Annotated in this window: 18 protein-coding genes and 1 pseudogene; 17 read left to right on the plus strand and 2 right to left on the minus strand. The window is 65.7% G+C overall.

Features of this window, described 5'->3' with window-relative positions; genetic code table 11:
* On the plus strand, window positions 1–315 hold a 315-nt coding region (locus ACT54X_RS28200), incomplete at its 5' end, for a Bug family tripartite tricarboxylate transporter substrate binding protein (protein ID WP_476349906.1).
* A gap of 102 nt (window positions 316–417) precedes the next feature.
* Here ACT54X_RS28200 and ACT54X_RS28205 read toward each other — a convergent pair.
* Window positions 418–2,499, minus strand: coding sequence for a PQQ-dependent dehydrogenase, methanol/ethanol family (locus tag ACT54X_RS28205; RefSeq protein ID WP_476349908.1), 2,082 nt, complete (start codon window positions 2,497–2,499; stop codon window positions 418–420).
* 147 nt (window positions 2,500–2,646) lie between these two features.
* Between ACT54X_RS28205 and ACT54X_RS28210 the strand changes: the two genes are divergently transcribed.
* The 3 genes from ACT54X_RS28210 (at window position 2,647) to ACT54X_RS28220 (ending at window position 6,030) form a co-directional block, all read left to right on the plus strand.
* A complete protein-coding gene (locus tag ACT54X_RS28210; RefSeq protein ID WP_476349956.1) occupies window positions 2,647–3,846 on the plus strand; it encodes a helix-turn-helix domain-containing protein in 1,200 nt (399 codons plus the stop codon).
* Window positions 3,847–4,054: 208 nt separating this feature from the next.
* A complete protein-coding gene (locus ACT54X_RS28215) occupies window positions 4,055–5,047 on the plus strand; it encodes a thiamine pyrophosphate-dependent dehydrogenase E1 component subunit alpha (RefSeq protein ID WP_476349958.1) in 993 nt (330 codons plus the stop codon).
* Window positions 5,038–6,030 (plus strand): alpha-ketoacid dehydrogenase subunit beta, encoded by a 993-nt coding sequence (locus ACT54X_RS28220; protein WP_476349910.1) that lies wholly within the window; start codon window positions 5,038–5,040, stop codon window positions 6,028–6,030. The genes ACT54X_RS28215 and ACT54X_RS28220 overlap by 10 nt, the downstream gene beginning before the upstream one ends.
* A 118-nt stretch (window positions 6,031–6,148) precedes the next feature.
* Here the strand turns inward: ACT54X_RS28220 and ACT54X_RS28225 are convergent, their stop codons facing one another.
* Entirely contained in the window at window positions 6,149–6,586 is a 438-nt protein-coding gene (locus ACT54X_RS28225) for a hypothetical protein (RefSeq protein ID WP_294368352.1), read from the minus strand.
* A 270-nt stretch (window positions 6,587–6,856) separates the two neighbouring features.
* Between ACT54X_RS28225 and ACT54X_RS28230 the strand changes: the two are divergent.
* From ACT54X_RS28230 to ssb, 13 genes and pseudogenes are all read left to right on the plus strand, one after another.
* Window positions 6,857–7,441, plus strand: a pseudogene (locus ACT54X_RS28230) (Bug family tripartite tricarboxylate transporter substrate binding protein); the annotation flags it as partial.
* 142 nt (window positions 7,442–7,583) lie between these two features.
* Entirely contained in the window at window positions 7,584–8,522 is a 939-nt protein-coding gene (locus tag ACT54X_RS28235) for a ParA family protein (RefSeq protein WP_476349912.1), read from the plus strand.
* Window positions 8,523–8,531: 9 nt separating this feature from the next.
* A complete protein-coding gene (locus tag ACT54X_RS28240; RefSeq protein ID WP_476349914.1) occupies window positions 8,532–10,388 on the plus strand; it encodes a hypothetical protein in 1,857 nt (618 codons plus the stop codon).
* A gap of 12 nt (window positions 10,389–10,400) precedes the next feature.
* Window positions 10,401–10,976 (plus strand): STY4526/YPO1902 family pathogenicity island replication protein, encoded by a 576-nt coding sequence (locus tag ACT54X_RS28245; RefSeq protein ID WP_476349915.1) that lies wholly within the window; start codon window positions 10,401–10,403, stop codon window positions 10,974–10,976.
* Complete coding sequence (locus ACT54X_RS28250; RefSeq protein ID WP_476349917.1) at window positions 10,973–11,464, plus strand: hypothetical protein; 492 nt, start codon at window positions 10,973–10,975, stop codon at window positions 11,462–11,464. Before ACT54X_RS28245 ends, ACT54X_RS28250 begins: the two co-directional genes overlap by 4 nt.
* Window positions 11,461–13,152, plus strand: a complete 1,692-nt coding sequence (locus tag ACT54X_RS28255) for a hypothetical protein (protein WP_476349919.1) — start codon at window positions 11,461–11,463, stop codon at window positions 13,150–13,152. The genes ACT54X_RS28250 and ACT54X_RS28255 overlap by 4 nt, the downstream gene beginning before the upstream one ends.
* A 514-nt stretch (window positions 13,153–13,666) precedes the next feature.
* Window positions 13,667–14,164, plus strand: a complete 498-nt coding sequence (locus tag ACT54X_RS28260) for a hypothetical protein (protein WP_476349921.1) — start codon at window positions 13,667–13,669, stop codon at window positions 14,162–14,164.
* Window positions 14,157–15,461, plus strand: a complete 1,305-nt coding sequence (locus ACT54X_RS28265; protein WP_476349923.1) for a PFL_4669 family integrating conjugative element protein — start codon at window positions 14,157–14,159, stop codon at window positions 15,459–15,461. The genes ACT54X_RS28260 and ACT54X_RS28265 overlap by 8 nt, the downstream gene beginning before the upstream one ends.
* Window positions 15,430–16,068 carry a hypothetical protein gene (locus ACT54X_RS28270; RefSeq protein ID WP_476349925.1) on the plus strand — a complete coding sequence of 213 codons (639 nt, stop codon included), beginning with the start codon at window positions 15,430–15,432 and terminating at the stop codon, window positions 16,066–16,068. Before ACT54X_RS28265 ends, ACT54X_RS28270 begins: the two co-directional genes overlap by 32 nt.
* Window positions 16,065–16,331 carry a hypothetical protein gene (locus ACT54X_RS28275; protein ID WP_476349927.1) on the plus strand — a complete coding sequence of 89 codons (267 nt, stop codon included), beginning with the start codon at window positions 16,065–16,067 and terminating at the stop codon, window positions 16,329–16,331. Before ACT54X_RS28270 ends, ACT54X_RS28275 begins: the two co-directional genes overlap by 4 nt.
* Window positions 16,332–16,403: 72 nt before the next feature.
* On the plus strand, window positions 16,404–16,796 hold the full coding sequence (locus ACT54X_RS28280) for a single-stranded DNA-binding protein (RefSeq protein WP_476349928.1): 393 nt from the start codon (window positions 16,404–16,406) through the stop codon (window positions 16,794–16,796).
* Window positions 16,797–16,909: 113 nt separating this feature from the next.
* Window positions 16,910–17,107: a hypothetical protein gene (locus ACT54X_RS28285; protein WP_476349930.1), complete on the plus strand. Its 198-nt coding sequence runs from the start codon at window positions 16,910–16,912 to the stop codon at window positions 17,105–17,107.
* Between the two features lie 136 nt (window positions 17,108–17,243).
* Window positions 17,244–17,720 carry a single-stranded DNA-binding protein gene (gene ssb, locus ACT54X_RS28290; protein WP_476349932.1) on the plus strand — a complete coding sequence of 159 codons (477 nt, stop codon included), beginning with the start codon at window positions 17,244–17,246 and terminating at the stop codon, window positions 17,718–17,720.
* Window positions 17,721–17,773 lie beyond the last annotated feature (53 nt).

Genomic DNA, 17,773 nt, shown 5'->3' on the forward strand with positions numbered 1-17,773 from the left:
ACGCTCAAGCGGGTGAACACCCCGGCGCTGAAGGACATCCCGACGCTGGACGAGCAGGGCCTGAAGAACTTCCAGGTCACCATCTGGCACGGCCTGTACGCGCCCAAGGGCACGCCGGCGCCGGTGCTCAAGAAGCTCAACGACGCGCTCAAGACCGCGCTGAAGGACCCGGACTTCATCCGCCGCGAGGAAGCCCTGGGCGCTGTGGTGGTGAGCGACAAGCGCAGCGACCCGGCCGAACACAAGAAGTTCGTGCAGGCTGAAGTCGCCCGCTTCGGCCCCGTCATCAAGGAAGCCGGCGTGTACGCCGACTGATCACAGGCCCGCACCAACGACAAAGGCCCGCCAGCGATGGCGGGCCTTTGTCGTTCAAGACACGCCTCCTCTTGTGGAAGCGCGCAGCCTGGGGGAGGCTCCTTACTTCGGTCGGATGGCGTCGGCGGTGCCTTGAATGAACGCCTTGATCGCCTCCACATCCTCCATGCTCAGCTTGCCCGTGAAGTCCGGCATGCCCCGCGACATGGCCGGCCCCTTGAAGACAAACTTGTCCAGGTTCTCGATGTAAGGCGCCCCGAGGTAGCCCAGGTTGGGAATGTTGCCGCCGCGGTCCACGCCCGGCACGCCATGGCAGAAGACGCAGTTGCTCACGTACAGCCCCGTGCCGGCCTGCACCTTGGCGGGGTCGTACTTCACGCCCTGCAGCAGCTTGTCCATGCGGTACTGCACGAACTCCGGCATCTTGGCGGTGCCGCCCACCGCGAAGGTGTAGACGGTGCCAGGGCCCTGCCGCTCGCTGGCGCGCTGGGCCAGTCCGTACACGCCGCCCCAACCCACGGCCACCGACACATACTGCTTGCCGTCGACCATGTAGGTGGACGGCGCCGCCACCACGCCGGTGCCGGTGGGCGTCTCCCACAGCTTCTTGCCGTCGCGCGCGTCGTAGGCCACCAGGCGCCCGTCGGCCGTGCCCTGGAAGACCAGGTTGCCGGCCGTGGTCAGCGTGCCGCCGTTCCAGGGCGAGACATGCTCCACGCCCCAGGCCTCCTTCTGCTTGACCGGGTCCCAGGCCACCAGGCGGCCCATGGGCTTGCTCTTGGGCGGCTCGGCATTGGCGAACTTGGCGAGGTTCCAGCCCAGGTCCGAATGCGGACGCAATGGCGCGTTCTCGTTGAACTTCCAGTCCTTGTCGTCCATGAGCGTGATCGGCACATGCTGCGCAGGCAGGTAGACCAGTCCCGTCTTGGGGTTGAAGGACATCGGATGCCAGTTGTGCGCACCGAAGGGACCGGGGATCGAATCGTTGGGCTTGGTGCCGTCCCGGGCGGCGGCGACCTCGATCGGCCGGCCGCTCTTGTCGTAGCCCGTGGCCCAGTTCACCTCGACGAAGTTCTTGGCCGAGATGAATTTGCCGTTGGTGCGGTCGATGACGAAGAAGAAGCCGTTCTTGGGCGCATGCAGGATCACCTTGCGCGGCTTGCCGTCCAGCTTGATGTCGGCAAGGATCATCGGCTGCGTGGAGGTGTAGTCCCAGTTGTCGCCAGGCGTCTCCTGGTAGTGCCACTTGTACTTGCCGGTGTCCGGGTCCAGCGCCACGATGGACGCCAGGTACAGGTTGTCGCCGCCGGCCGGGCTGCGCTTGCTGCGCGCCCACGGCGAGCCGTTGCCGGTGCCGATGTACATGGTGTTGAGCTCGGGGTCGAAGGCCATGGTGTCCCACACCGTGCCGCCGCCGCCGCTTTCCCACCACTTGCCGGCCGGGTCCCAGGTCTTGGCGGCCCGGGCCTGCGCCTCGTCCTCGAAGGGCTTGGACGGGTCGCCGGGCACCGTGAACCAGCGCCACTTCTGGTCGCCGGTCTCGGCGTCATAGGCGGTGATGTAGCCGCGTACGCCGTACTCGGCGCCGCCGTTGCCGATGATGACCTTGCCCTTGAACACCCGCGGCGCCCCGGTGATGGTGTAGCTGCGGGCATGGTCGATGAGCGTGTCCTTCTCCCACAGCTTGTTGCCCGTGGCGGCGTCGAGCGCGATCAGCCGGCCATCGAAGGCACCGACGTAGACCTTGCCCTTCCACAGCGCCACGCCGCGGTTGACCACGTCGCAGCAGCCACGGTAGCCCTTGGCGCGGTCGACCTGCGGGTCGAAGCTCCACAGCCGCTGGCCGGTGCGCACGTCGATGGCATGCACCACGCTCCAGGAGGCCGTCACATACATCACGCCGTCGACCACCAGCGGCGTGGCCTCGACGCCGCGCGTGGATTCGAGGTTGTACGACCAGACCAGGCCCAGTTGGCCCACATTGCCGGTGTTGAGCTGGTCGAGCCGGCTGTAGCGGGTCTCCGCGTAGTCCAGGCCCACGCTGGGCCATTCGGGCGTTTTCTGGGCATTGGCCCGGATGAAGTTGCCGTCGACCTTGGCGGCCGGTGCCGCCTTGGGAGCGGTGGTCTGGGCCTGGACCAGGCAGGCCCAGGCAGCCAGCGCCGCGAGCGCAAGAAGCCTCATCGTGTGTCTCCTTCTCGGTTCTTGGTTGAAGCGAACGCCTTCGAGGATGCCGCCGCGCAGGGGGCCCTTTCACCCTCGGGAATTCCCGGGTGCTGGCCTGTTCCATTGCGGAACACAGTCGGCCGCAGCCGAAGGAGATGCCTCTTGCTGCAAGCCCAGGACCCCGGCGCGCACACGCTGCGCCAGCTCTTCGCCACCACCCCGGAGCAGCGCACCGCGCAGGCGCGGGCCCGCTTCTTCGACGAGGGCGACCGGCCCTCGGGCCTGGTGGGCGAAGACGTGCTGCAGTCCTGGATGCGCTGCCGCCGTCGTCACGAAGACCCGGGCCGCACCATCGTCTTCGACCCGGTCACGCCCAGCCGGCTGCATGGCGCGCTGTCGCGCAACCGCGCCCTGCTCGACGCTGCGGGCGCCGAACTCGCGGCGATGGAAGGTGCCCTGTCGGGCACGGACTGCCGCGTCATCCTCACCGACCGCGAGGGCGTGCTGCTGCATGTCACGCACCATCCCATGGCACCGCAGCAACCGGTGCTGGGCCGTACGGCCCGGCTGGGGGTCAACCTGGCCGAGTCGGTGGTGGGCACCACGGCACCGGGTATCGTGCTGTGCACCGGGCAGGCCAGCACGGTCGAAGGGGGCGAACACTACTTCGACACGCTCCGCCAGGTGCACTGCGCCGCCGCGCCGATCCGCGGGGTGGACGGCCGCCTGGCGGGCGTGCTGGACCTGTCGGTGGAGTCGCGCCGCTTCGGCTTCGATGCCGGCTCGATGGTGGGTCTGTATGCCACCGTCATCGAGAACCGGCTGCTTGCCCGCCAGTCCGGCGAGCATCTCGTGCTGCGCTTCCAGGCCAGCCCTGCGCTGCTGGGCACGCCGCTGGAAGCCATGGCCGGCGTGTCGCAGGATGGGCGCGTGGCTTGGCTGAACACGGCAGCCTCGCGCCTGCTCGGGCCGCTGCCACGCGATCCGCTGGCGCGGTCGGCCGTGCGCCTGTTCGGCCGCGACCTGCACGGGCTGCTGCGGCTTGCCGGTGGCGAGGGTGCCAGGCCGTTGCGCCTCACAAGCGGGGTGGGTGTGTGGGTGCAGGTGCGGCTGCCCGGCAGCGATGGGTTGAACCTGCGCCATGGCGTGGCCCTGCCGGGGCCGGGCCGTGCCTTGCCGCCGGCCCCTCGACCTGCTGAAGCAGACACCCAACCCACTCCCGCCACGCTGCGCGGCCTGCAGCAGGACCTGATCGAGCGCACCTTGCAGGAGAACGGGGGCAACATCGCCCGCGCCGCGCGCCAGCTCGGCGTGTCTCGCGGCACGCTGTACCGACGGCTGCGCCAGCGGCCATCGGCCGGCTGACGGGCGTCGCGGCATCGGACGGCCGGGCGGGCAGGTTCGTGGGCCCTGCGGGCTCACGCCAGCTGTCGCCGCAGCGTCCCCGGCGCGTGGGGCGCGCACGCTAGCATGCCCCGACCGGCCGCCCGAGCCGGACCAGCAGAAGCAAGAGGAGACAAACCCCGTGACATCCACGACCAGCGGCCCCGTGGCCCTGGCGCTGTATCGCACCATGCAGCGCATCCGTGCCTTCGAGAACGTGGCCGAAGCGGCCAGCCAGGGTGGCGTGAGTGCCTATGGCCAGCAGGCCGGCGGCGCCGCCCGCGTGCGCGGCCCGCTGCACCTGTCCACCGGGCAGGAAGCCGTGCCCGCCGGCGTCTGTGCCCATCTGCGGCCCAGCGACTACCTCACCTCCACCCACCGCGGCCACGGCCACACGCTGGCCAAAGGCGCCGACCTGGCGCGGATGATGGCCGAGCTCTTCGGCAAGGCCACCGGCTTCAATGGCGGCAAAGGCGGCTCCATGCACATCGCCGATTTCTCGGTGGGCATGCTGGGCGCCAACGGCGTGGTGGCGGCCGGCCTGCCCATCGCGGTGGGTGCGGCGCATGCGCAGAAGCTGCGCAGCCTGCTGCCCGGCGGCGGCGCCAGCGACGACATCACCGTGTGCTTCTTCGGTGACGGCGCGATCAACCGGGGACCTTTCCTCGAAGCGCTCAACTGGGCGCAGGTGTACGGCCTGCCGGTGCTCTTCGTCTGCGAGGACAACCGCTGGAGCGCCACGACCGCCAGCGGGCCGATGACGGCCGGCGACGGCGCCTCGGCCCGCGCCGTGGCGCTGGGCATTCCCGCCACGCCGGTGGACGGCAACGACGTCTTCGCCGTGCACGAGGCCGCCGGCCGGCTGGTGGCAGAGGTGCGCGCCGGCCAGGGTCCACGACTGCTGCATGCCCTCACTTACCGTGTGAAGGGCCACGTGTCGGTGGACGTGGCCGCCTACCGCGACCCCGCCGAACTGGCCGCCGCGCTGGAGACCGATCCCATCGCCCGTGCACGCGCCCGCCTGCGGGCCGATGGCATCGAAGAGGCCCGGCTCGTGCAGATCGAACGCGAGTCCCTGGACGAGGTGCAGGCGGCCCTCGACGCCGCCGATGCCGCGCCCTGGCCCGAGGCTGCCGCCGCCTTCACCGATGTGCAGACCACGGGAGCCGGCCAATGGCGATGACGACGGACGATTCGACGGTCCACGCGGTGCACGACTGGAGCTACGCCCAGGCCGCCACGCAGGCACTGGGCCAGGCGATGGCCGAGGACGCACGCGTGGTGGTGCTCGGCGAGGACGTGGGCCGGGGCGGCATCTTCGGCCAGTACCAGGGACTGCAGCAGCGCTTCGGCCCGCAGCGCGTGATCGACACACCGATCAGCGAGGCGGCCATCATGGGTGCCGGCGTCGGCATGGCGCTGGCGGGCTTGAAGCCGGTGGTCGAGATGCGGGTGGTCGACTTCGCGCTCTGCGGCATGGACGAACTGGTCAACCAGGCGGCCAAGAACCGCTTCATGTTCGGCGGCCAGGGCCGCGTGCCAATGGTGGCGCGCATGCCCGGCGGCATCTGGGACGCCTCGGCCGCGCAGCATTCGCAGTCGCTGGAAGCCTGGTTCGCGCATCTGCCGGGGGTGGTGGTGGTCAGCCCCTCCACGCCGCAGGACAACCATGCATTGCTGCGGGCCGCGCTGGACTGCGGCGACCCGGTGGTCTACATCGAGCACAAGACGCTGTGGGGCCAGCGCGGCACCGTCGATCCGCAATTGGCCGTTCCGCTTGGGCGCGCGGCGCACCGGCGCCATGGGGATGCCCTCACGATGGTGAGCTGGAGCCGACAGGTCCAGGTGTGCGAAGCGGCCTGCGCGCGACTGGCGGCCGCCGGCATCGCCGTCGACCTGATCGATCTGCGCACGCTCTGGCCCTGGGACCGGGAGACGGTGCTGGACAGCTGCGGCCGCACCGGCCGGCTGCTGGTCGTGCACGAGGCGGTGCAGGCCGCCGGATTCGGGGCGGAAATCGCGGCCACGGCGGCCGAGGCGACGGGCTGCCGCATCGCGCGCCTCGGGGCACCGCGCATTCCGGTGGGCTATGCGCCGGTGCTGGAGGCGCAGTCCCGGGTAGGGGTGGAGGCGATCGAGGCGGCGGCGCTTCGGCTGGTGGGCTGAATCGATGGCGGCATGCCGACTCGCGGCGGCACGGGCAGGCCGGCTGCGCGGCGGCAGCGACGATGCGCGCCGCGCCTGGACGCGGCGGGCCGCCGACTCATTCGCCGCTCCCTCGCGCTCAGGCGTCGACCTGTGCCATGCACAGATGCTGCAACTGCTGGAGATGCGAACGGAAGGCGACCGCCGCCACCCAGTCCCTGACCTCGAAGGCCGTGCGGGGCGGCTGACCCGCCTGTTCGGCCACCAGCACGAGATAGCGCCCGGTGTCGGGGTCGGTGTCGAAGCGTACCGAGATCGCCGGCAGCGCCAACGAGGCGGGTTCCGACGCGCCCTGCCATTGCAGCCGGCAGTCGGCACCCATCGCCACACGCATCGGAGGGCCGCCACCCTCCCCCAGGCGCCGGTTGAGGGCCTGCACATGTTCGGCAGGCCCCATGGCGTCGAGGGCCATCACATCCTCGGTCGGATAACCGTCCATGCACCCTGCCGCCAACAGACAAAAAGCGGCGGCCGGCAGGCAGGCGGCGGCTGCGCGAAGGCGGGAGGCGACGGTCATCGAGCGGGAGGTCGAAAGCGATTTCGCGGCAGCGTGCGGGCAGCCGGAAGGGAGGCGCATGCGAAAGGCAGAGATTGTGCCGACTCCCCACGCGCCACCGCGTATTCACGGCGTGGACGAGAGGGGTTTTCACCCATCGAGGCGCTGTCTCGCCCAGGTAAAACCAGGCCTTGGCCTTTTCCCCGGATGGCGCCTTCGCACGAAGGCGCGCCGCCGCGGCCCTTCGCGCAGGCGGCTCCGGGCCTTCCCCCTCGTCAGGAGACTTCCCTCATGCATTCCATCCCGCGTCGCCGCCTCGTGGCCGTGGCCTCCCTCGCTGCCGTGCTGCTTGGCGCCGGCGGCATCGCCCAGGCGCAGGACACATGGCCCACCAAGACGGTGCGCATCGTCGTGCCCTTCGCGCCGGGCGGCACCACGGACATCCTGGCCCGCGCCGTGGCCCCGGAACTCTCCAAGGCCTTCGGCCAGCAGTTCATCGTGGACAACCGCGCCGGGGCCGGCGGCAACGTCGGCGCCGAGATCGTGGCGCGCTCCGCACCCGATGGCTACACGCTGCTGATGGGCACCGTGGGCACGCACGGCATCAACCGTGCGCTGTATCCCAAGCTGCCCTATGACCCGATCAAGGACTTCGTGCCCATCACGCTGGTGGCCTCGGTGCCCAATGTGATGGAGATGAACGCCGACAAGGCCAGGCAGTACGGCATCCAGAACGTGCAGGACTTCATCCGCTATGCGCGTGCGCATCCGGGCCAGCTCAACATGGCCTCGAGCGGCAGCGGCACCTCCATCCACCTCGCAGGCGAACTGTTCAAGAGCATGACCGGCACCTTCATGACGCACATACTGTTCCGCAACATTTGACGTTCGGACATGTAAATCCAAATAGTGTTGTAAATCAGCTCAACTGCGGATCTGCACTCGGAGGTAAGCCGGCTCGCTGAGCCCTGTAGTCGCTCTCGTTGAAAAGCAAAACTTTTCAAAAAGAGAGGACCCAGTGATTGTTTTGACAGTAGTTGCCACCAAAGGTGGCGTCGGGAAGACCACCACAACCGCGAATCTCGGCGGGCTGCTGCGTGATCTCGGCTTCCGCGTCTTGCTCATCGACGCTGACGTTCAGCCTTCACTTTCGAAATACTTCCGCTACGAATCGGTCGCCGAATCCGGACTGACCAAAGTCGTCACGTCGGGCTTCCTCTCACCCGACTGCATATCTCGTATCGCCCTGCCCTTCGAGGAATTCCGCGTAGCGGAGAATCTACCTCGGCAACCTGTCCTGAGCATCGTGCGCTCAGACACCCGTGAGGGGAATCTACAAGACTGGCTGTCTCCCCGCCTCGACAGGCTTGTCCGCCTCAGCATGGCATTGCGCACCGAGTCGATCGAGCAGCAATTCGACTTCGTCATCATCGACACCCAGGGCGCATTGGGTCACCTACAAGATGCGGCAATTAATGCAGCCGATATCCTGATATCGCCAGCTACGCCCGATGTGCTTTCCGCACGAGAATTCATCGAGGGCACGCTCAATCTGATCAACAGGACAGAGCAGGCTGTCAACCTCGGTCACAAGGTGCCTGCCATGCGGGCCATCATCAATCGCACTGAGAACACGCGAGACAGCCGCCACATGGCGGATTTAATCCGCGACGGATTCATCGCACTGCGCGGCCGCGTGACAGTCATGGGTCCGGCCATTCCAGCAATCGTGGCATTCAAAAAGGCCGCCACGATGCAAGTCCCTGTTCACTGGGTCGATCCGGTACGAGCTGGGGACGCGATGCACCAGATCCTTTGGGAGCTGATTCCATCGCTCGAAGGAAAGCTTGCGGCGAACCACCGCGACTATGTTCCCCCTTCCCAGCTGTCGGACAGCACTCCCGCCGCCCTACCCGCCGCAACGTCTGCCCCCTGCCCCACGTCCGAATCGGAGTGAGGTTGCGCCATGCGGACACCCGAGACCCTGACCGCGGCAGCGCGGGCAGAACAACTGCGCGCCCTCGGCGCCGATGCCATGAAGCCAGATCCTGAACAAGAGCGCGCCCGCGCCTCGCTACTTGCGGGCCTGAATCTGACGCCCGTTAGTGCGAGCGCGACGCTTGACCCACGCCGCGACGTTGACGGCAGTTTCTCGATTCTCAGTATCGACGACATCGTTCCTTATTCCAAAAACCCGCGGAGTAGGCCGAATCCAAGGTACGCCGAAATTAAGGAGAGTATCAAGGCCAATAACATCACTAATCCGCTGACCCTCACAAGGCGTCCCGGTGAGGTCAAATATTTTCCCTACGGCGGAGGCAATACACGCCTTGAGATTGCTAAAGAACTTGCTGCCGAAGGTGACAGGCGGTTCGCACAGCTCCAGGTAATTATCAGAGCATGGACGAGTGAAGCCGACGTCATTGCGGCGCACCTATCCGAGAACGAAAATCGTGGAGATACGTCGTTCTGGGAAAAGGCACTAGGCGTCAAGTCTTTCAAAGAGGAATGGGAGCGCGATCATCCTAATGAGATCCTCAGCACGCCTGCATTGAATGATCAGATGCGCAGCATGGGGATCAATTATGGCTTGCGCATGGTCCAGAATTTTCAGTTCGCTTACGAGAAACTTGAATTGGTTGGTCCTTGGCTAGGCGCACGTGATGTGAACGGAACAATCAGGCCAGCTGCAACATCCTTGTTTGAATTAGCGGAAAAATTAGACAAGGCGTCGGAGACCAGGGAGAGCTTCGAAGCTGTACTGAGACGACACGCCGCAGACCTCCGTGCGCTAGAGGAGCGCAACGCCGCCAGCGCGCCGGAGGACGCTGTTCCTGTCTCACTCGATACCGACCGCCTCGTCGCGGAGGCAGCTGAAAGCATTGCGAAGGTCCTCGGCGTGCCCACGGCTCGCATGAAGGCGATGGCGGACCTGCTGCACCAGCGGCCGCGCATCTCTGCCCAGGAGCTGCGCCAGGTTCATACGGCGCCCGAAGCAGCCGCCGAGCCGATAGCGGTCGGCCGGTCGCTTGGCGCTGGCTCTGGGACCAAACAGCAAGCGGGCTCGCGCGAACCCGAGCCACCGACCCAACTTCAACTCGGTGCCATGCCAGGTGTTGTTGGTGGCCAGCACGCGGGCAGCAGGGAGCCTCTGGCTCAGCAGCTGCACGGCAGCCCCAACGTCCCCGCCAGCACCGTCAATCCGACTCCCCCCAGCGCGGTTGAACTCGCCCAGGCGTCGAACAACCTGGACGAAGAACTGCAGCAGATCTTGCTGGCGATCAACAACATCGTGCCGATTCATGACTTCCTGGTCACCGCCCCGGAGATGCCTTTCGGCTTCTTCGTCGATCTGCCCAAGGAGCCGGTCGACCGCAGGGGTGACGAAGTGTTCTCCTCCATCACGACCGGATACCGAGAGGCACTCTGGTTGGTGCTGGTTGGACTGAGCGGCCAGACCCAAGGGCAGGTGTGGGAGCAATACGTCACGGTGGGCCAGGCGCACGAACTGCGCTGGTCGCAATTACTGGATCAAGACGAGACCGGCATGCAGATCACGCTCTCCGAGCTGCTGCCCAAGGGCCTTGGCGCCGTGCGGTGTATCGACATTGGGGTCACCGATCAGCACGGCGAGCGCACGGCGGGCATGGACCTCATGATCGGCAGCGCAGCCTACTGGCTGCTGGAGAACGACCCCGCCTTGAACATGCTGATGTCGCGGCTCTATGCCGTGCTCGCTCGGATGCGTGAAGTGAACAAGTCGATCTTCGAATTCCTCGCGGGCTACGTCTTCCGCAGCCACTGGCTCGATCAGTCGGCCTGATGGGAGCTTTCGATGACTCCAATTCCGATCAGCAACCCGGCGCTCGCCGCTGCAGCGCTGCATGAGGTGATCCGCCTCATCGACCACACCGACGGACTCGATCAACTACTGGCGGCGGGGGCGCAGCCTGAGTTTCTCGACGCGATCCGGGGCCTCACGTCGCGCGATGTCCAGGCCATCGCCGAGCATATGGAGCGGCTGTTCATCGTGCTGGATACCGACTGGATCAAGGGCGACCTCGCGCGTCAAGCCGAGAAGCGCCGCAGCGAATGGCTCTACGAGTACTTCATCCGGCACGGTGCCAACCCTTCCATGATCGCCCAGATGTGGTCCACGGCAGTTGGCACTGTCAAGACGACCCGGGCGCTCATCAGCCACCACGCCCCACGCCGCGCCGGCCGCGCGCCGCTTCCGAAGAGCCAGGCCGAGCGCCAGGCCATCCACGAGAAGTGGGCCGAGATTCAGCGCAGCCACGCGGGCGAGTCCAAGCGTATCCAGATCTACCACCTGCATCAGGCATTCGAGGCCTATTCCATCGAAGTGCTCGACGGCGTGCTCAACGAATTCGAATCGGGAGCGGACCAGTGACAAAGAAGGCGAACGAAAACGTGGTGCCGATCCATGGCGGTGGCGGCTCGGATGCCGACGTCCGGGCCCAGGCACGCATGCTGGCCATGCTGGGCTCGGACACCATCAGCTTCAACCGGGCCTACGTCGAGATCACCGGCAATGTGCTTGCCGCTCTGTGGCTCTCCTATGTCATCGAGCAGAAGGCCGAGTTCGTGCGCACCGGCCGCGCCCACAGCGACGGCTACGAGTTCACCTTCGCCATGACTGGCCAAGAGTGCGAAGCGGCAACTGGGATCAGCAGGGCCCAGCAAGCGACCTGCAGACGTGCGCTGCAAGAGGCTGGGCTGATTTCTGAAATCGGCACGCGCGGCCGCACAGTGACCTACACCCTGCACCTGGCTCAGTTGCGCAGGCGTCTGGACGAAGTTGCGGCTCCGCTGCTTGAGGCATTGCAGGCCGCGCGAGACGTCACGCCCCCATCTGCCGCCAAGAGGCGCGCTCGGTGAACATGACCGCCTTCCTCAGGCTCCAGAAGACGGCGGCGCAGGCGGAGCCCGAATTGGTTGAGGCAACGCTTTCGGAGCAGGTGCTGGGCCACCTCACCGAGCGAGGATTCGTTCCGTTCCATCCTGTGCTGGCGGAGAGATTCGGACACCGCGCCGCACTGTTCATCGGGGTGTGCCTGTACTGGACCAAGTACGGGCTCAGGCATGCGCCACAGCGAGGCGGCTGGTTCCATATGTCGGCGAAGGATATGACCTCCGCCACAACACTTTCACGGCATGAGCAGGACACGGTCCGAGCGCTCATGGAGGATCACGGCATCTTGGAGGAGCGCCTTGCCGGCAGGCCGGCCGTGCTCCATTACCGCTTGAACCTGCGCAGCCTGGCATCCGCCCTGGACGTTGTCGAGAACGGTGAAGCACCGCCGACGCTCGACCAAGCGTGGACTTGGTTCCAAGGGACGATCACTTTCTATCGTCCTCTTGCGGACATCGGCGGGAGTGCTGCTTCAGGGCTTTATTTGTCGTATCTCCTGCGGCAGCTGCAGCAGGCGCTGACACGGGAAGGCATTCACGGGGAACTGCTTCAGGTCGAGCCTGCACGCGTTGCGCGCTCCCTCTGCCTCACGCCCAAGGTTGTCCGTACCGCCCGGGAGCGTCTCAAGCGCTCTGGATTGGTGAGCGATGTGGGCCAGTTCCAGCGTGTGAACCTGGGGGCGATCCTCGCTTGTCTGCAGCAGCAGACGGTCAAGCCGCTGCCTGCAGCCCGGAACAAGCGCGGCAACAGCGTAGCTCCCGGTCCCGCAGCGGCCAACTCGGCTCCGTCCAGCCAAGGCGAGCCCACAACGTGGTCCGGCGATAGCGCCGCAAGCACGTCAAGCGAGTCGAAGCCCCCAAATGCGTTCCTCTCGGTCTGGTTCGGTCAGGCCGAAGGTGAAGTTGCGGCAAATCGCCAACTTGATGGGCAGCGCACTGCGGGTGCACAGGCGCCCCGCAACGGGCGCACCGGGCCCGCCCACTCGGAGGATCACCCGGTTGCCCAAAGCGGCAAACTTGGAACTGCAGTTGCCCAAACCGGCAAACTTGCAGATCGGGCTGCCCAAACCGGCAAACTTGAGTTGCCCAAAGCGGCAACCTATATCAATACAAGGTATTCAATAAAACAACTACCGCACGCGCGCGTAGTGGCGGCGATGGCGGCACCAGAAGCGCGTCGTCGTCGTGATGAACAGATTCCTCGGGAGCGTCACGCCCCACTGGAGGTCGTCTCGGCGCCCTCGGACGCAGATCTGGATGGACTGGAGTACCCCGAGGCGCTGAGCCGGCTGCACCGTGAGGGCGTCAAGCACGTCCTGAGACAGGTCAGTGCCGACCTCAGGCAACTGCTGCTGGACGAACTGGCTGGGCACCTCGCTCTGCCCGGCAAGACCATCGCCAACCCAGCTGGTTGGCTACATCGTGTGGCAGAACATGCGGTGTCAGGGGGCGTGCTGCCTTTGGCCGCTTCTACGGCACAGGTTCGTGCGGCCAAGCGAAAGGCTGCCGAGCGCGAGGCCAGGGCAATGAGCGGCGTCGGAGTACCAGTTCAGCGGATCGCGGCAGCGCCGCAGCCGCCTTCGCGCCTTCGAGATGAGCACCTCGCCAAGGCCAAGGCGGCTGCCGCGGAGATGCGACTTAGGGGGCGGCGATGAACACCCTCTTGAAGGCATGCTGGTCCGGCATTGCTCGACCGGACGTCAATGCAACAGGGGTGACCTCCCTCTCACCTTGGCAAGTGAGGCGTTTCGCCTCAATCGGCACCCGCTGCCGATTGGATAGAAGCCAGATTCCGGATCGAGCCGCCATCCAGGTAGCCCCCTTGGAAATCTGCTCCTCCCGGTCCGTGTATCGAAATGAGCCAATCGGCAACGGTTGCCGATTGAATCGAAACGAGATACCGGCCCGAGCCGACATCCAAGTAGCCCCCTCGGAAAGCTGCTCCTCCCGGTTCGTGTATCGAAATAAGCCAATCGGCAACGGTTGCCGATTGAATCGAAACGAGATACCGGCCCGAACCGACATCCAGGTAGCCCCCTCGGAAAGCTGCTCCTCCCGGTTCGTGTATCGAAATGAGCCAATCGGCAACGGTTGCCCATTGAATCGAAACGAGATGCCCAAGAGAAGAAATCTCAGCAAGCCAACTTCTGACTAGCCAAGTACTTACCAATGACTCAACAGAATGAACTATTACGGGATCTGAGCCATCGGCTCTGCGACTTTGCGGAGGCGTCGGTGCTGTTCGTGCTGCTGGCAAATCACGCCGACGTTGTGGAATACCGGACGACTCTCACGAAGATGTCGCTAGATCGCCTGGAGGGCATGGTTGATCGCCTTGGTGTTGAGCGTGCACTGAAGCGATTGAAGGCGCGTGGCATTGTCACCACCCGCATCCAGCCCAACACCGCGACGCTTGTCCGCGTTGACCGAGACGCTGTACTTGCGTTGCTTCGCAAGCCCATACCCGACCACATCCCGGGCAACAGCACGCGGCACTTCCCCTTCCTCGACGCCTGGGCCGCCGACAAGGCCGCGAATCCGCCTGCCGCTCCTTCGTGGATGCCGGCTGCCGACCAGGCGCTGTCCGGCGTCGCACCGGAGTCCGCCGAGCCTGTCGCATCTTTCACCCCACCCGCAGCTACCTCCACGGAGAACGTCCATGGCTGAGAAGTCCACGTCCCCTGCACAAGCCCCGCGTCGGTCCGCCGGCACTACCTCCTTCCTGCCGGCGGCCGCGGCCCGCACGCACGCGTCGGGTGCATCCGGATCGGCCGTTGGCGCGAGCATGGGGCCGTCGCTCAACGCAATTGCCCCAACATTCGAGTTCGCCAAGGAGCCGAACTCGCCGTTCAAGGATGGGTACTCCATTGCTGGGGAACGCGCCGCCTTGGCCGACTACATCGCGTTCGTGGATGAGACCAACCCGCCCAACCTGTCCGACCGCTACATCGAACTGTTGGACCGGGAAGAGCGGCTTGAGCGCATGCAGCGGGACTTCCAGGAAACGCTGGGCGCTGACCGGCTGGTGGGTCGAAGCGAAGCCATCGGCATGCGCAATCTGGGTCGCCTCGTCGATGAGGAGGAGGACCAGATGGAGCTCCACACGTTGGAGGCCTACCGCATGTTTGCAGGTCGACGCCGCGAACCCGGCACCGAGGCACGCCCCATCATCGGAGGACGCCGCATCGCCTCCGTGCTACGGAACCTCTGGCTGCTGACGTCGCAGGACAACCCCTACGCCGACTGGGCGCTGGTGCGTCACGAGCATGAGATGGCCGGCATTCAGCAGCGTCTCGACCGCGAGATCGAAGGCGCGCAGGCCGCGATCGCTGAACAGGCTAAGAAGGGCATTCGGTTGTCGATGCTGCGCAATGCCGAGCCCGCAGTGCTCACCCTCGGGTTCAAGTCGCCCTATGGCTTTGCGGTGGCGACGCTCATCACCCGATTCGACTACTTCGTGCGCCTCATGAAGACGCTGGAGCGAAAGGATCTGCGCACCGATGAGCAGGTGCGACAGGCCATCTACACGCTGACCCGGTTGATCCGCGCAGCCTGGTACGGCACGGAGCGGTTCGAACGCTGGCTCAGCAATGAGCAGATGCGGAGCATGAGCCGTGTCGACTTCGTGAAGGAGGGCGATGCTGCCGCAGCCGGTCGCGTCGAATTCGCCACGCAGGTGTTCGGGCACGTTCCATCGCAGATCTACACCTGTGCCATCCAGCCGAAGCACTCGCGTCGCCAGCGGCAGATCACGCCGGAGGAGCGTGCACTGCTGGCCCGGGTCGGCGAGAAGCTGGCCCAGGCGGAGGCTGTCGCAGACGCGCAGGGGCAAGGGAACGAGGATGCGGCAGCTCCGGTGTCGGCGGAGGGACTGTCGCAGGTCGACGCTGCAGGGGCTGGCTCGAGTGCTGGTGCAACGGCGGAGGGGCCGGATGCTGAAGCAGTACATGCAGCCAAGCCGTAGGACGCTGGTGCAGCCGGGGTATGGCGTGATGCTGCAGCAGGAGGGCAAGACGATGGGTGTTGAAAGGGCTTTGGGTGTGAAAGGGCCTACGGTGTCGAAAGGGGTCGGGGGCGATCCCAATCGTCCGGGGGCCAAGCTCAACGTGTGCACCTGGGCGCACCAGGTCGCCACGGAGCAGGAGTGTCAGAACCCGTCTGACGTAAAGGCCCTTACGGGTAGGGGCAGCTTGCGCGACCTGCGGCAGCTGGTTGACGGCCTGCATGATCTTGAGACGCAGATGGTGGAACTTGCCAAGGCGTCGCTGTCGGGGTCGCCAACCGTCGGAGCATTTCTCACGGTGCACCGGAAGGCGGAGACCGGTCATGTCCACCTGCGCTGGCGACGCTCAGGTCGAGCCGGGCGGCATCTCGGACTGGACGATGTCCACGAACTGGTGGCAGCCAATCCGACAGCGATGCGGTGGGTCAACGACTGCTGGGCGAAGGCGTCGTCGCTCAACGCGAGGCATTTAGCCATCCGCAGCCAACTGCGTACGGTGCGCCGCCAAGTCGGGCAGCGGGAGCCTGCACTGCTCCCACGGGATCGCAGCCGAGGCGACCTGCCATGAGCGTCCAACTCTTCTATCAGACCGCATCAACTCTGGTCCCGCGCGAGTTCGGCGAGTTCCTGCTCGCAAACGAACGCCATCAGCGGCTCCTCCTTCGAGAGCATGAATGCACTGATGAAGCGATGCGAGCTGCCCTCAACGAAGAGCAGTGGCAACTCCATCGCCATGTCTCGCGCCTCGAGACGAGAGCGATCAAAGCGTGGCAACGAGAGCGTGCACCACAAACCGGTGTTGCTGAGCGCGGCCAAGAGAAGCTGCCCTAAAGACCGAGTTTTTCGCCTGGTCGGCGTGGTGCCGCCGTCCAGACGTCCCCATTACGCACCGCGGAGAAATGAATGCAGAACCTCTTTATCGGCAAGGGCAACCTGGCCAAGTCGCCTGAGGGCAAGTACGTCAGTCGTCGCGACGGCGGCGAGGACTTCTACGTCGCAAGCATGCGCGTCATGTTTGGCCGCTACGGTCGCAACGCCCAAGGCGAGGTCGAGCAAGTCGGCGGCTTTTGGCGTGAGGTGGAGATTTACGGCCAGAAGGCGCACGACGTCTGCAAGCACCTGCGCAAGGGAGCGCGGGTCCTGGTGATCGGCGAGGAGCGCGAGTTCACTGCGCGGGGCGATAACGACGAAGAGGTCCAGGTCCTCAAGATCGTGGCCGAAGACGTGGCCTTGCAGCTCACGCGGATCGACTCGATCACCTTCGCGCAGCGCGAGGAAGCCAGGGACCAGGGTTGAGCGGCGCCCTGGCGCATTCGGTAGCGCCGCAATGAAGGCGATGGGATAGGCGGGCATCACCAGTGACACAGGTGTACCCATGGGAGCGAAATGTGGATCAGATCAGAACTGGAATGACGAGGCAGGAGGCGCTGGAGAAATTGCTTCAGCACGGGCCTGAGGATTTGAACGAGCTGACCCGGATCACGGGCTGGCCGGAGCACGAGACGCAGATGGTGGTGCTACAGCTCATTGCGGGCGGCAAGGTGCGCTGTCTGCGCTCCCAGGGCCGGGAGCGCTATGCCCTGCGCCTGGATGGATCCTCACGATGAGTCTCGACGATCGCTCAGCGAGCCAGGGGCACCTACAACGCGTGCTCAGTCTGATGTCGCCGCTGACGGCCCGCGATGTGGGGCCCTTTTCAATCGCTCTTCGCGCGTTGCGTTGAGCACTACTGGATTTCAAACAATGGCAAGCGTCAACAAAGTCATCCTCGTCGGCAACCTCGGCCGCGATCCCGAAACCCGCACCTTCCCCAGTGGCGACCAGGTCTGCAATGTGACCCTGGCCACCACCGACCGCTGGAAGGACAAGCAGTCCGGCGAGATGCGCGAAGCCACCGAGTGGCACCGCCTGGTGTTCAACGGCCGCCTGGCCGAGATCGTTGCACAGTACCTGCGCAAGGGCTCGCAGATCTACGTCGAGGGCGCCATCCGCACGCGCAAGTACACCGACCGGGACGGCGTCGAGAAGTACGCCACGGACATTCGAGTCGACCAGATGCAGATGCTGGGCAGCCGCCAGGCTGCGGGCGGCGCGGCCGGCCGCGGCGATGACGACGAGGCCTACGGCAGGGACAGCGGCGGTGGTCACGGAACGCGCTCCGAGGCCGCACCTCGCGCGCCCACGGGCTTCGATGACATGGACGATGACATCCCGTTCTGACTTCCGTAGCCATGCTTTGCGCTGGCTACCCTGGTCGTTTCGAACTCGCCACG

It is taken from the genome of Pseudacidovorax sp. DMC4 (assembly GCF_056314265.1).

What these genes read in the sequence shown, in the direction of transcription:
- ACT54X_RS28205 (WP_476349908.1), bottom strand. Translation starts at nt 2,499, where the DNA reads ATGAGGCTTCTTGCGCTCGCGGCGCTGGCTGCCTGGGCCTGCCTGGTC.
- ACT54X_RS28215 (WP_476349958.1), top strand. Translation starts at nt 4,055, where the DNA reads ATGCAGCGCATCCGTGCCTTCGAGAACGTGGCCGAAGCGGCCAGCCAG.
- ACT54X_RS28220 (WP_476349910.1), top strand. Translation starts at nt 5,038, where the DNA reads ATGGCGATGACGACGGACGATTCGACGGTCCACGCGGTGCACGACTGG.
- ACT54X_RS28225 (WP_294368352.1), bottom strand. Translation starts at nt 6,586, where the DNA reads ATGACCGTCGCCTCCCGCCTTCGCGCAGCCGCCGCCTGCCTGCCGGCC.
- ACT54X_RS28240 (WP_476349914.1), top strand. Translation starts at nt 8,532, where the DNA reads ATGCGGACACCCGAGACCCTGACCGCGGCAGCGCGGGCAGAACAACTG.
- ACT54X_RS28245 (WP_476349915.1), top strand. Translation starts at nt 10,401, where the DNA reads ATGACTCCAATTCCGATCAGCAACCCGGCGCTCGCCGCTGCAGCGCTG.
- ACT54X_RS28260 (WP_476349921.1), top strand. Translation starts at nt 13,667, where the DNA reads ATGACTCAACAGAATGAACTATTACGGGATCTGAGCCATCGGCTCTGC.
- ACT54X_RS28265 (WP_476349923.1), top strand. Translation starts at nt 14,157, where the DNA reads ATGGCTGAGAAGTCCACGTCCCCTGCACAAGCCCCGCGTCGGTCCGCC.
- ACT54X_RS28270 (WP_476349925.1), top strand. Translation starts at nt 15,430, where the DNA reads ATGCTGAAGCAGTACATGCAGCCAAGCCGTAGGACGCTGGTGCAGCCG.
- ACT54X_RS28275 (WP_476349927.1), top strand. Translation starts at nt 16,065, where the DNA reads ATGAGCGTCCAACTCTTCTATCAGACCGCATCAACTCTGGTCCCGCGC.
- ACT54X_RS28280 (WP_476349928.1), top strand. Translation starts at nt 16,404, where the DNA reads ATGCAGAACCTCTTTATCGGCAAGGGCAACCTGGCCAAGTCGCCTGAG.
- ACT54X_RS28285 (WP_476349930.1), top strand. Translation starts at nt 16,910, where the DNA reads ATGACGAGGCAGGAGGCGCTGGAGAAATTGCTTCAGCACGGGCCTGAG.
- ssb (WP_476349932.1), top strand. Translation starts at nt 17,244, where the DNA reads ATGGCAAGCGTCAACAAAGTCATCCTCGTCGGCAACCTCGGCCGCGAT.